This window comes from Corynebacterium simulans, from assembly GCF_001586215.1.
Taxonomy (GTDB): Bacteria; Actinomycetota; Actinomycetes; order Mycobacteriales; family Mycobacteriaceae; genus Corynebacterium; species Corynebacterium simulans.
Map to the genome: position 1 here is coordinate 272,020 of NZ_CP014634.1, position 12,317 is coordinate 284,336.

Below are 12,317 nucleotides of genomic sequence, written 5' to 3' on the forward strand. Positions count from 1 at the left end.
CCTGTCTCCTTCGATTTAGGTAACGTGAACTCATGAACATTCCGGAAGCAGATCTCGCCCGCCTCAACGAGTGCCGCCACCATGCCCCACATGACTTTTATGGCTGGCACGACGGCACGGTTTTAACTCGTCGCCCCGGCGCCGAGAAGGTGGAGCTGGTCACCGAAACTGCAGTGCACGAGATGAATGCTGTAGGCCACGACCTGTGGGAGTGCGCACTAGACCAGGAGCAGGATTATCGCTTCCGGGTGACTTACCCAGGCCAGGCTCCGGTCGAGGTGGCCGACGGCTACCGGTTTTTACCCACTGCCAGCACTTTCGATCTACATCTGATTTCAGAAGGTCGTCACGAGCGGCTTTGGGAGGTACTTGGCGCGAATCTGCACAGCTACGACACGCATTTGGGCCGGGTTGAAGGTGTTTCGTTTGCGGTGTGGGCGCCGAATGCCAAAGGCGTTGCCGTAGTAGGCGACTTCAACGGCTGGAATCCCGCGCAGTCGCCGATGCGCTGTTTGGGCGCAACCGGGGTCTGGGAGCTCTTCGTCCCCGGCATCGGCCCCGGCGAGCGCTATAAGTTCGCGATTCAAACCGCGGACGGCCGGCGCATCGATAAGGCTGATCCGATGGCGAAGCAAACGATTGCTCCGCCGGAGACAGTCTCGGTAGTCATGGCAAACGATTACGAATGGAATGACTCCGCATGGATGGATGCTCGTAACGGCAATCTCGATGTGCCGATGAGCGTCTACGAGCTGCATGTGGGTTCTTGGAAGCAAGGCGCCGACTACAACAGGCTGCGCGCTGAGCTCATCGATTACGTCCTCGAGCAAGGCTTCACCCACGTCGAGCTGCTTCCGGTGGCAGAGCACCCCTTCGGCGGCTCTTGGGGCTACCAGGTCTCGGGCTACTACGCGCCGTCGGCGCGCTGGGGGTCGCCGGATGAGTTGCGTGCGCTAATCGACGCCCTGCATAACGCCGGCATCGGCGTCCTCATCGACTGGGTTCCGGCGCACTTTCCCAAAGACGAATTTGCACTGGGCCGCTTTGACGGCCAGGCACTCTACGAGCACCCCGATCCCCGCCGCGGCGAGCAGGCCGACTGGGGAACCTACGTCTTTGACTTTGGCCGCAACGAGGTGCGCAACTTCTTGGTAGCAAACGCGCTGTATTGGGCCGAAGAATTCCACGTCGACGGCCTGCGCGTGGATGCTGTAGCCTCGATGCTCTACTTGGACTACTCCCGTGAAGTATGGCTGCCCAATCAGTACGGTGGACGCGAAAACCTGGAAGCGGTACAGTTCTTGCAGGAGACGAACGCTACCCTGCAGCGCCTGCATCCCGGCGTGCTGACCATTGCCGAGGAATCGACCTCTTGGCCGGGCGTTACTGCTCCCACCTCGGAAGGCGGCCTCGGATTTTCCCTGAAATGGAATATGGGCTGGATGAATGACACCCTCGAGTACTTCACACATGAGCCCATCTACCGCCAGCACCATCACGGCGAGCTGACCTTCTCTATGGTCTATGCCTATTCAGAACGCTACGTGCTGCCGTTTAGCCACGATGAGGTGGTCCATGGCAAGGGCTCGCTGTGGACGCGCATGCCTGGCGACGATTGGAACAAGGCCGCAGGCTTGCGTGCGCTGTACGGATATATGTTCTCGCATCCGGGCAAGAATCTGCTGTTTATGGGCCAAGAGTTTGGCCAGGTCGCAGAGTGGAACGAATCCAGTTCTGTGGACTGGGCCAATCTCGAAGGCTGGGGCGGTGAGTGGCATCGAGGCATCAAGCGCTTAGTGCGCGATATCAATATCGTTTACAAAGACACCCCTGCCCTGTGGTCCCAGGACTTTACGCAGGATGGTTTCCAGTGGGTCAAGGCTGATGACTCGAACAATAACGTCTTGGGTTACGTGCGCTACGGCAACGATGGCTCGGCGCTGCTCGCCGTGTGCAATTTCTCAGGCAACTCCATTCCGAACTACCACATGTGGCTGCCCCGCGACGGCGCGTGGGAGTTGCTGCTCAACACCGACGACGCCGTCTACGAGGGCGCGGGCAATGACTTGGCACATAAGGTGCACTCCACATCGAATTCCGCGGATCTACACCTCCCGGCCAACTCCGTGCAGTGGTACCGCTTTGTGGGCTAGCTGACCCAGGTGTCGACCTTGGCGTAAATCTCCGGCATCCGGCCGTCGACCCGCTTGCCGGCGATAAACGCCACCAGTGCGTGGACGATAGCCGGTACGGCAAGGCTCAAGATGACACCGACTGCTAGCAACGGAGCCTTGTCTTGGGTAACGGCGATGCCTAGGCAAACAAGACCTGGGGCCACGGCAATCCAGCCGAAGATGAGTCCGAAGAGGCTGGCCACAAAGGCGGGTGCGGAGTAGCCAGACTTATCAGTCCACGCATTGGTACCCGGCGCGGAGACGGGATAAGGGTTATACACCGACAAAGCGAGTGCGCAGGAGCTTACGGAAAGCAGCATTCCTATTGCAGCACAACCAAAGGCCAATACCTTCAGGCGTTCAGGGCTGATGATGAGCGCCAGGATGACGCAAATGAGGATGACAACTGCAGAAGGCGTCAGGTGCGCGCGATGGCGGGCCAGCAGAAATTTGCTTGGTGCACAAGGTGCCATCATCTTCAGCCAGCCGGAGGGGCCATCGTAGCCATAGTCGTTGACGCCGAGCAGGCCGCCCAGGAGACCGAGCATCACGAGCACGCCTAAACCAGCGGTCAAGTTGCCGTTAAAGATGTGGTAGAGACAGAATCCTGCGAGCACCGGCATGAAGATCAAGGTATTTACTAGGCGCATATCGCGGACGATATAAAGCAACGAGCGCGAGTACTCCATCATGGCGGGACTGCGATAAGCCAGGCCCATCAGGCGGAGGCGGGATACGCCGTGCTCCTTTGTCTTTGTGGCTGGCGCAGGCCGGGCGTGCTTTTGGCTTTGGGCGAATTCTGTTTTGATTAAGTGCCGCCAGACCGCGAAGAGCCCCACTGCGGTGAGAATAGCGATTAGAAGCTGTGCGAGTGCTTCCATGTAAGAGCCATTGCCAAGCGCTGTGGCCCAACCGGTCGCTGCGGTAAACGGCGTCCACGCGGCATACTTGCCGATGGTGCCGAGCGGCACTGCATCTTCAATCTGGCCGTTTAAGAGAATGACGCAGAGCATCAATACGGTGCCGAGAATGCCGCCAATGAACTTGCTGCGATCACTTTCCAAGCTGACCACGTTGCTGGCAACGCTCATCAGGCACTCCGACAAACAGATAGTGATAAACCACGAAAGCGCCATGCCGAGCACGAATGCGGGTATTGCAATGACATTGAAGTCACCGATGCTCACGAGCATGATCGCACCGACGATTGCCCAGATGATGCTAAAACCTGCAGAAAGCCAGACGCGGGAGTTAAGGAAAGAAATGCGCAGCATGGCGGGCCGGACCTCTTCTAAAGAAAGCGGCAGGCCCTTCAAGGTATCGGGGTAAAGCTGCTTTTCACCGGCGGGCATGATTATCGCGAGCATGAGGTACATCGCTACGCCGAGGAGGTTGACTGTGGTGAGAGCGTGAGCATTGCGCGTGCCTTCGCTCAGATCTAAGCCGGCCATAAACCCAGTGTTGGCGAGACCAATCAGGCCATAGATGGCGAAGAGGAGCACCATCATCCACTGCGCGGTGTTTTCCTTGAAAGTCCTGCTCCATAGTGTGCGGTGTAGCTTGACGAGGGTTTTGCTGGTGTCCATCACGGCCTAGTTTCCACCCAACCACTGGAAGGCGTTGGAATCGAGATCGGCGCCGCCGACGAGCTCGATGAAGACGTCAGTGAGGCTCTTGTCACCGCGGACCTCATCGACGGTGCCGGAGGTAAGCACTTGGCCATCATTAATGATTGCCACGGAGGTACAAAGTCCTTCGACTAGGGACATGACGTGGGAGGAAATCACCACGGTGCCACCCCGGGCAGCGAAGTTCACGAGCACGTTTTGGATGAGGCGGCCGGATACTGGATCGACTGCCTCGAGCGGCTCATCGAGGATGAGCACCTCGGGATTATGGAGTACTGCGCCGGCAAGCAGAATCTTCTTGGTCATGCCAGCGGAATAGTCGGCGATGCGTTTGGAGGCGGCGTCGTCAAGCGCGAGCACGTGCAGGAGCTCGGCGGCGCGGCGCTGTGCCTCCCCCTCGTCGAGCTTGCGTAGCGCGCCCAAGTAGTAGAGATACTCGGCGCCGGTGAGGCGGTCGAATACGGGTGCGCCGTCCATGAGCAAGCCCATCGATGCCTTCGCAGGGATTGGATCGTGCCACACGCGGTGACCGGCAACGAATGACTCGCCGCTATCGGGGCGCAGAAGACCGCAGCCCATGGTCAGCATGGTGGTCTTGCCCGCACCGTTGGGGCCGACGATGCCATAAATAGAACCCCGCGGGACGTCGAGATCTAGATTGCGGACGGCGGGAGAACCATTGAAGGATTTGTTAAGGCCACGGATTGCAAAGGCTTGCTGCCTAGGATCGGACGAAATCGGTGCTCGGTGCGGACTAGTCATGCACCGCATTTTATTAGAAAATGTTACCTATTTCTAGGTATTTAGTATCTAAATTAATTATGGCGCGCAATCAATTCTTTGACGCGGGCATCAATATCGTCGCGCAGCTCGACCATCCTTTGCTTGCCCTCCACGCCACGCTGGGAGGGATCTTCAATCTCCCAGCGCTCGGCGGGTCCATCGTACTCGGCGCCACCGACGATGATGACGTGATCGACATTGGCGGCAAGTTCCGGATCAACCGGCTTGGGCGTGCCCTCAGACATGTCGGCGCCCACTTCGGCCAGGCAATGGGATGCCTCGAGATTTACATCGCCGGACTGCCCCGGTTCGGTCACTTGCACGCCGGCCGAATAGACCTTCCACGAGGGAGCATGCAGCTTCGCCAAAGCTGCGGCCATCTGGGACTTGCCGCGGTTGGAATTACAGAGGAATAGTACTTTCGTCATAGGCTCGCAGTATAGCGAGAACTACTTGTAGTACATCTCAGAGCCGTCTTTGTAGCGCTCCAAATCAACCTGCTGCGTTGGCTGCAGGCGCTCGTGGGCTGGGTTCTCCACGTCTGGCATGCGCAGGTTAACGGTGCTGTCCTTGCCAGAATCAGCGTATGGTTCCTCACCGTTGAGTACCTTCGTGACGCGGTCCATGTCCACGGTCTTGGTCCAGCGGCCAACCAGGATGGTTGCGAGCGCGTTGCCGGCAAAGTTGGTCAGAGCGCGAGCCTCGGACATAAAGCGGTCGATGCCCATGATGACGTCGACGCCGCCGAGGAGCTCAGGGCGGTGGGACTGCAAGCCCGCAGCCAGCGTTGCGATGCCGGCTCCGGAGACACCCGCTGCGCCCTTGGACGCGATGATCATAAAGACCAGCAGGCCCACCTGCTCGCCCAAGTTCATCGGCATATGCATTGCCTCGGAAATGAAGATGGCGGAAAGCGTCAGATAAATAGCGGTGCCGTCCAGGTTGAAGGAATAACCGGTCGGTACAACGATACCCACGGTCGGCTTCTCCACGCCGAGGTGTTCCAGCTTGCGCATGAGGTTCGGCAATGCGGATTCAGAGGAAGAAGTAGCAACGATGAGCAGGAACTCGCGGCCCAGATACTTGCAGAGCTTCCACATGCTGATACCGCCGAATACACGGGCGATGAGGCCGAGTACCACGAATACGAAGAGGAAGCAGGTGATGTAAAAAGCCAGCATCAGGGTGGCCAAGGACTTCACGGCATCCATGCCGGTCTCACCAACGACGCCTGCCATAGCTCCGAAAGAGCCGAGCGGAGCCAGCCACAAAATCATGTTGAGGATCTTGAAGACGAGGCGCTGCAGGCTGGCGACGAAGCCAAGAATAGGTTCGCCTGCTTCGCCCATGGACTGCACGGCGAAGCCACACAGTAACGCGATAAACAGGACCTGGAGAACAGATCCCGAGGTAAACGCCGAGAACATGGTCTCTGGGACGATGGAGCTGACAAAGCCCCAAAGACCCTCGCCTTCCGCACCTGCCTTGATGTACTTAGAGCCATCACCGCCGCTAATATGAAGGCCAGCGCCGGGATCGATGAAGTTTCCGACCACGAGGCCGATCGCCAGCGCAAAGGTGGACATCGTGATGAAGTACGCCAGAGCGATGCCGCCGGCCTTACCGACCGATGCCGCAGCGCGCACCGAGCCGATGCCCAGCACGATGGTGCAGAAGATGATTGGCGCGATGACCATCTTAATGAGGCTGACGAACATCGTGCCCAATGGCTTGAAGTTAACGGCAACGCCCGGGGCGACTAGACCCAAGGCAATACCGGCAATCACCGCAACGATGACGCCGATGTAGAGCCAGTGGGTACGGTCCTTCTTCGGGGCTTTGGGCTCCGGGATTTTTGGACCATTAATTGGTTGCAAAGTCGGCATAGAGCACTCCCTTTTAATTGGCCTTTTAATTGGCTCTGTCAAGGATTTCTGCCCTGATAATAGAACCGGATAAAAGCGATCCAGAAATTCCAGAAAGCCGGGGGTGCTCTAGTTACCCCTTCGCTAATAAAGAGCGCTTGCGAGCTTGGTGCGCGCTTGCAGGACACGGGAATCGGAGGCGTCGAAAAGCGCGAAGAGCTCGAGCAAGCGAACCTTGAGGGCTTGCTTGTCGTCGCCTGCGGTTCTTTGCATCGCCGAGATGAGGCGCTCGAAGGCTTTCTCGGGCGCACCGGCGACGACCTCGGCGTCGGCGGCATCGCACTGCTTGGCGACGTCGGCTGGCGCAGCGTCGGCAGCAGCAATCGGGTCCTCGGTGCGGTTGGCTGGGTCCAGACGACGCAAAACCTGGGTGGTGTTGCGGGCCTGCTTGACCTCGGCGTTGTCTGGATCGTCGGCCAAAATGGCGTCGTAGTGGGCGATGGCTGCGTCGAAATCGCCGTGGTTTAGGGACTCCTCGGCGGCCTGCACGCGTGGGTCCGCGGCAGTTTCTGGTTCTGGGGTCTCGGTGCTGAGACCACTCAATTGCGGCCCAAGCTTCTCGACGAGCGTGGCAGTCCACTGCTCCAGCGCATCCTTGGGCTGGGCTCCCTCGAAGTTGGTAATCGGCTGGCCGGCAGCTAGGGCGACGGTGGTCGGCAGGTTTCGCACGCCAAAGACCTGCGCTACCTGCGGGATAGCATCAGCGTCGATGTAGCCAACGATGAACTTGAGACCACCGGCCTCTGCGACAGCGCGCAGGTCATTCTTCAGTTGCTCGGAGGCGGGCGAACGCGAAGAACCGATGAGCGCAATAACGGGGACCTCGGCGGAACGGCGAATCAATTCGGATTCGAAGTTAGCCTCGGTTACCTCGAAAAATGCAGATACCCCGGAAGGCGCTTCCTCAGTCTCCTTTTGCTGCTTCAGCGCGCCCAAGTCAAGGGCACCGCCTACATAAGGTCCGGTCACTTGTTTTCCTCCAAACGTCGATTCACAGACTCCACCTTTTGCGTCAACTGGCCAGTCACACCTTCGCGGATATCGGCCTTGACTACAAGCGAGGTACGCGGCGAAACCTTGCGTACCGCATCGGTGGCTTCCTTGATTACGGCAAAGACCTCATCCCATTCGCCTTCTATAAGGGTAAACATGGCATTGGTCTCGTTGGGCAAGCCGGATGCGCGCACCACGCGGACGGCTTCGGCGACGGCTGCAGACATCTCCGCAGTTTCCTCGCCCACCACGGTTGGCGCGACAGAAAAAGCAACAATCATGCCCGCTATCCTACCCACGCTCCCAGCAGTGACGGTGCCAATGGCGGCGGTCATCTTCCCTGCCGCCTGTATCACGCGGCCAGGCCACGATATGGGCAACGCGAGGCGGAATATTTTGGTTGCAGCCGGGGCAGATATAAAACTTTGTAGCCGCCGCGCTGCCGATGTGGCGCATAACGAAGAGCTCACCGTGGGTCCACTTTGGGCCCTCGACGGTCTGCGAGCCTAGAAAAGTAGAGCCATCCTTAGGCAGCGGGCGCGGGCTGACGCGGTTTCTCCTATTGCGGCGTGGCATTAGAAAAGACGCAGCTCGTTCGACTCGATGCCGCGCAGATCTTGGTAGTCAAGGATGACACAGCGAATACCGCGGTCCTCGGCCAGCGTACGGGCCTGCGGCTTGATTTCCTGGGCTGCAAACACGCCTTGCACGGGTGCCAGTAGCTCGTCACGGTTGAGAAGCTCCAGATAGCGTGTGAGCTGCTCGACGCCGTCTATACCACCGCGGCGCTTAACCTCAACCGCAACGAACTTATTGTCTTGGTCTTTGGCCATGATATCGACTGGGCCAATTGCGGTTGGATACTCGCGCCGAACGAGTGAATAGTCCTCGCCCAGGGTATCGATGTGCTCGGCGAGCAGCTCCTGCAGGTGTGCCTCGACGCCGTCCTTAACAAGCCCTGGGTCCTCGCCCAACTCTACGGAGATGTCTTGGTGAATCTCCGCGATGGTGATACGCAGCTGCTCCCCCTTGGGGTTTTCAACGAGCCACAGCTGCTCACCAGTGTCCTCGCCGTCGATGTCAGTGATGGCGGATTCCTCCAGCGTGCACGGCGGAGTCATCCAATTCAGCGGCTTATAGGCGCGGTCGTCGGCGTGGATCGACACGGAACCATCTGTCTTGATGAGGATGAGGCGATCGGCGACTGGCAAATGGGCATCCAAACGGCCGACATAATCAACTGAGCAACGAGCGATGACTAAACGCATGCCCTCTACCCTATAGGTAGCCGCCTACTCCTTAGTAAAACGGGTAGCGCGCTGGCGCAGACGCCGATAGTCAGGACGTTCCAAGCGCTTGGAAGGCGCCGCCTCAATCCAGGCGGTGAGCCCCATGATTCCGTGTAGGTCAGTGGCGATTTCGTATTCCTGATCCGCGAAGGAAAAGCGGATGACCTGGTCGGCGGCGGACATAAAAGCAGCCTCGTCATCGTCCAATTGACGAGTGCCAATTAGTTCGACGCCGAGGCGATTGAAACGAAGGTCTGCTTGGACCGAAACCGAGCGCAGCTTGAAGTACTCCACGTATTCCCCGCTATAGCGCATCACGCCATGACGCCAAGAACGAGAGTTTTTAGCAGGCAGGGTTCTCAGCAATACAGAGGTCCCGCGCGCCCGCAACTTGAAAAAGCGGCGAGCAGCAAGCATAAGACACAAAAGGATAGAAGCCGCCACGATGAGGAACAACCAGCCTAGACCTGAAATGTTCATATCCTGCCGCTCCTTTTAATCCTGAACCTGAAAGATATTAGGTAAAATTCTAGTATCTTCCCCAGCCGTTATGCCACTAAACCCCGTAGCAAAAGCCAACGAAAAAGCGCCCCACCTTTCTGGTGAAAGAAAGGTGGGGCGCTTATGAGAGCGGAAGGGCTTTGCTGCCCGTTACTCTACCTAGCCCTTGGCGCGACGAAGTGCTCGCTGAGCGGCTTCACCACGGTTGTGGACAATGGGCTCCTCGGACTTCTGGTCTTCGGAAGCCTGTGCCTCATCAACTTCAGTGGACCAAGTGGCCCAGTTGGCGAGGACAGTGATCTTGTCCTTGGACACGGAGAGGAAGCCACCCTGGACCGCGGCGACGAGGCGCTCGCCGTCGACTGGGTGGATGGTCACAACACCATTGTCGGCCAGCTGACCGACCAATGGCTCGTGGCCAGGAAGCACGCCGATCTCACCCTCAGTGGTCTCAGCCGTAACCAGCGTGGCCTTACCAGCCCACAGCTTACGCTCGACGGATACCAGTTCAGCGGTGATGTCAGCCATGTGCCACTCCCTACTTCTCGGAAAGCTTCTTGTACGCAGCCTCGACGTCGTCCAAGCCACCCAGGCCGTTGAATGCCTGCTCTGGGTAGTGATCGAACTCGCCGTTGCAGATGCGCTCGAAAGCATCGATGGTCTCGGTCAGCGGGACGTAGGAGCCCGGCAGGCCGGTGAACTTCTCTGCGACGAAGAAGTTCTGGCCCAGGAAGCGCTCGATACGACGTGCGCGCTGAACGGTGACCTTGTCCTCCTCGGACAGCTCGTCCATACCAAGGATGGCGATGATGTCCTGGAGTTCCTTGTTCTTCTGCAGGATGTGAATGACGCGCTGCGCAACCTCGTAGTGGTGCTCGCCCACGATGGACGGCTCCAGAATACGAGAGGTCGAGGTCAGCGGGTTCACAGCCGGGTAAATACCCTTGGAAGCAATACCACGGTCCAACTCGGTGGTTGCATCGAGGTGGGCGAAGGTGGTGGCCGGAGCCGGGTCGGTGTAGTCATCCGCAGGGACGTAAACGGCCTGCAGAGAGGTAATCGACTTGCCCTTCGTGGAGGTAATGCGCTCCTGCAGGACACCCATCTCGTCAGCCAGGGTTGGCTGGTAGCCAACGGCGGAAGGCATACGACCCAGCAGGGTCGAAACCTCAGAGCCGGCCTGGGTGAAACGGAAGATGTTGTCAATGAACAGCAGCACGTCCTGGTTCTGCACATCGCGGAAGTACTCCGCCATGGTCAGGCCGGACAGAGCCACGCGCATACGGACTCCTGGCGGCTCATCCATCTGGCCGAACACGAGGGCGGTGTCCTGGAGAACGCCCATCTCTTCCATCTCGAGGAAGAGGTCGGTGCCCTCACGGGTACGCTCGCCGACGCCGGCGAAGACGGAGGTACCGGAGAACTCGCGTGCGATACGAGTAATCATCTCCTGGATGAGAACGGTCTTACCAACACCTGCACCGCCGAAGAGGCCGATCTTGCCGCCCTTCACGTACGGGGTCAGGAGGTCGATAACCTTAATACCGGTCTCCAGGATTTCGGTTTTGCCCTCGAGCTGATCGAATGCCGGCGGCTCGCGGTGGATGCCCCACTGCTCGCCGTCGCGGCCCAGACCAGGCTGGTCGAGGCAGTCGCCCAGTGCGTTGAAGACGTGGCCCTTGACCACATCGCCGACTGGAACGGAGATTGGCTTGCCAGTATCGGTCACGGTAGCGCCGCGGACGAGGCCGTCGGTCGGTGCCATGGAAACGGTACGGACGAGGTTGTCACCGAGGTGCTGAGCGACCTCGAGGGTGACGGTCTTTGCAACAGCCTCGAGAGAAATCTCGACGGTCAGTGCGTTGTACAGTGCCGGCAGTCCGCCACGCGGGAATTCCACGTCGACGACCGGACCGATGACGCGCACCACACGGCCGGCAACAGCCGACGACTGTGTGTTCTGCTCTTGCAGAGCTGAAGTCATAATCTAGTCACTTTCTGCGCTTTCGGCGAGCGCCCCAGCGCCACCGACGATCTCTGTAATTTCCTGGGTAATCTGTGCCTGACGAGCCTGGTTGGCCACGCGCGAGAGGTCCTTGACCAGCTCGGTTGCGTTGTCAGTAGCAGACTTCATTGCGGTACGGCGTGCTGCGGACTCGGAAGCGGAAGCCTCCAAGAACATCGCAAAGAGGATACGAGAGACGTACTGCGGAAGCAGTGCCTCCATAAGAGTGTCAGCATCCGGCTCGAACTCGAAATCAGGCGAAACCTGATCCGTAGGCTCGGAGTCGGAGAGCGCGGACTCTCCGAGGTGGAATTCCTCATCCTCAATAACCGGAACCACCGGCAACAACTGCTGTGCACGCGCGGTTTGGGTCAGCATGGACTCAAACTCGGTGTACACAACGTGAACCTGGTCGAAGCCACGGATGCCTTCGCCCTCGGTGTTGAGGCCGTCGCGGTACTTGGCAGTCCCCTTGGAACCTGCAATGAAGCCGTCGATCATGTGACGACGGACATCGTGGGTGGTCTCCCAGGACGGATCCTGCGAGAAACCAGCCCAGCTTCCTGCGACATCAGCTTCACGGAACTTGTAGAAGCCAACGCCCTTATTACCCGTGACGTAGCGGACGGTCTCGTAGCCTTGCTTCTTGAGCAGGGCTTCGAGCTCGGCTGCCTTCTTGAAGATGTTGTTGTTGTAGCCACCACACATACCGCGGTCAGAAGAGACCACGAGAATAGCGGCGACCTTGCCATCTTCCCGTTCACGAAGCATCGGGTGATCCAGCGAGCTGGCCGCTGCGAGCTTGTTCATCACATTCGCAAGCTCGTGTGCGTAAGGCTGTGAAGCCTCAACCCTAGCCTGTGCCTTGGTAATGCGCGAGGTAGCAATGAGCTCCTGTGCCTTGGTGATCTTCTTAGTGGAATTGACGGACCGGATTCGGTCGCGCAGTTCACGAAGATTAGCCATGGTGTTCGCTCCTCCCTTCTATTATCTCGACGGTTGATTCTTAGAGCTGTGCG

The 12,317-nt window shown here is 58.7% G+C and carries 13 protein-coding genes; 1 reads left to right on the forward strand and 12 read right to left on the reverse strand.

The genetic code is table 11. The features are described 5' to 3' along the window. The first annotated feature begins 32 nt into the window (after positions 1–32). Positions 33–2,153, forward strand: a complete 2,121-nt coding sequence (gene glgB / locus WM42_RS01260) for a 1,4-alpha-glucan branching protein GlgB (protein WP_062035287.1) — start codon at positions 33–35, stop codon at positions 2,151–2,153. On the opposite strand, the gene WM42_RS01265 is transcribed toward glgB, so the two are convergent. The 12 genes from WM42_RS01265 to WM42_RS01320 form a co-directional block, all read right to left on the reverse strand. Further along, the gene (locus WM42_RS01265; protein WP_070498332.1) at positions 2,150–3,760 is read right to left on the reverse strand and encodes a hypothetical protein; all 1,611 of its coding nucleotides are present in this window, start codon (positions 3,758–3,760) and stop codon (positions 2,150–2,152) included. The two genes, glgB and WM42_RS01265, sit on opposite strands and share 4 nt — an antisense overlap. A gap of 6 nt (positions 3,761–3,766) precedes the next feature. Continuing rightward, complete coding sequence (locus WM42_RS01270) at positions 3,767–4,564, reverse strand: ABC transporter ATP-binding protein (protein ID WP_062035291.1); 798 nt, start codon at positions 4,562–4,564, stop codon at positions 3,767–3,769. Between the two features lie 53 nt (positions 4,565–4,617). Further along, positions 4,618–5,013 carry an arsenate reductase/protein-tyrosine-phosphatase family protein gene (locus tag WM42_RS01275; RefSeq protein WP_062035293.1) on the reverse strand — a complete coding sequence of 132 codons (396 nt, stop codon included), beginning with the start codon at positions 5,011–5,013 and terminating at the stop codon, positions 4,618–4,620. A gap of 21 nt (positions 5,014–5,034) precedes the next feature. Next, complete coding sequence (locus tag WM42_RS01280; protein WP_062035296.1) at positions 5,035–6,471, reverse strand: cation:dicarboxylate symporter family transporter; 1,437 nt, start codon at positions 6,469–6,471, stop codon at positions 5,035–5,037. A gap of 123 nt (positions 6,472–6,594) precedes the next feature. Continuing rightward, entirely contained in the window at positions 6,595–7,479 is an 885-nt protein-coding gene (locus tag WM42_RS01285; RefSeq protein WP_061921997.1) for a tetratricopeptide repeat protein, read from the reverse strand. After that, positions 7,476–7,784: an MTH1187 family thiamine-binding protein gene (locus tag WM42_RS01290; protein ID WP_061921994.1), complete on the reverse strand. Its 309-nt coding sequence runs from the start codon at positions 7,782–7,784 to the stop codon at positions 7,476–7,478. Before WM42_RS01290 ends, WM42_RS01285 begins: the two co-directional genes overlap by 4 nt. 10 nt (positions 7,785–7,794) lie before the next feature. Further along, the gene (locus WM42_RS12825; protein ID WP_082787604.1) at positions 7,795–8,079 is read right to left on the reverse strand and encodes an Rv1322 family protein; all 285 of its coding nucleotides are present in this window, start codon (positions 8,077–8,079) and stop codon (positions 7,795–7,797) included. Beyond that, complete coding sequence (gene nucS / locus WM42_RS01300) at positions 8,079–8,771, reverse strand: endonuclease NucS (RefSeq protein WP_062035300.1); 693 nt, start codon at positions 8,769–8,771, stop codon at positions 8,079–8,081. Before nucS ends, WM42_RS12825 begins: the two co-directional genes overlap by 1 nt. A gap of 24 nt (positions 8,772–8,795) precedes the next feature. Continuing rightward, positions 8,796–9,272: a DUF2550 domain-containing protein gene (locus WM42_RS01305; RefSeq protein WP_062035302.1), complete on the reverse strand. Its 477-nt coding sequence runs from the start codon at positions 9,270–9,272 to the stop codon at positions 8,796–8,798. Positions 9,273–9,452: 180 nt separating this feature from the next. Continuing rightward, the gene (locus WM42_RS01310) at positions 9,453–9,821 is read right to left on the reverse strand and encodes a F0F1 ATP synthase subunit epsilon (RefSeq protein WP_062035304.1); all 369 of its coding nucleotides are present in this window, start codon (positions 9,819–9,821) and stop codon (positions 9,453–9,455) included. Positions 9,822–9,831: 10 nt separating this feature from the next. Next, positions 9,832–11,277 carry a F0F1 ATP synthase subunit beta gene (gene atpD, locus WM42_RS01315; RefSeq protein WP_062035306.1) on the reverse strand — a complete coding sequence of 482 codons (1,446 nt, stop codon included), beginning with the start codon at positions 11,275–11,277 and terminating at the stop codon, positions 9,832–9,834. Positions 11,278–11,280: 3 nt separating this feature from the next. Then, positions 11,281–12,264, reverse strand: a complete 984-nt coding sequence (locus WM42_RS01320; RefSeq protein ID WP_062035308.1) for a F0F1 ATP synthase subunit gamma — start codon at positions 12,262–12,264, stop codon at positions 11,281–11,283. Between the last annotated feature and the right edge of the window lie 53 nt (positions 12,265–12,317).

Coding starts and splice junctions, on each gene's coding strand:
- glgB (WP_062035287.1), top strand. CDS start 33: ATGAACATTCCGGAAGCAGATCTCGCCCGCCTCAACGAGTGCCGCCAC.
- WM42_RS01265 (WP_070498332.1), bottom strand. CDS start 3,760: ATGGACACCAGCAAAACCCTCGTCAAGCTACACCGCACACTATGGAGC.
- WM42_RS01270 (WP_062035291.1), bottom strand. CDS start 4,564: ATGACTAGTCCGCACCGAGCACCGATTTCGTCCGATCCTAGGCAGCAA.
- WM42_RS01275 (WP_062035293.1), bottom strand. CDS start 5,013: ATGACGAAAGTACTATTCCTCTGTAATTCCAACCGCGGCAAGTCCCAG.
- WM42_RS01280 (WP_062035296.1), bottom strand. CDS start 6,471: ATGCCGACTTTGCAACCAATTAATGGTCCAAAAATCCCGGAGCCCAAA.
- WM42_RS01290 (WP_061921994.1), bottom strand. CDS start 7,784: ATGATTGTTGCTTTTTCTGTCGCGCCAACCGTGGTGGGCGAGGAAACT.
- WM42_RS12825 (WP_082787604.1), bottom strand. CDS start 8,079: ATGCCACGCCGCAATAGGAGAAACCGCGTCAGCCCGCGCCCGCTGCCT.
- nucS (WP_062035300.1), bottom strand. CDS start 8,771: ATGCGTTTAGTCATCGCTCGTTGCTCAGTTGATTATGTCGGCCGTTTG.
- WM42_RS01305 (WP_062035302.1), bottom strand. CDS start 9,272: ATGAACATTTCAGGTCTAGGCTGGTTGTTCCTCATCGTGGCGGCTTCT.
- WM42_RS01310 (WP_062035304.1), bottom strand. CDS start 9,821: ATGGCTGACATCACCGCTGAACTGGTATCCGTCGAGCGTAAGCTGTGG.
- atpD (WP_062035306.1), bottom strand. CDS start 11,277: ATGACTTCAGCTCTGCAAGAGCAGAACACACAGTCGTCGGCTGTTGCC.
- WM42_RS01320 (WP_062035308.1), bottom strand. CDS start 12,264: ATGGCTAATCTTCGTGAACTGCGCGACCGAATCCGGTCCGTCAATTCC.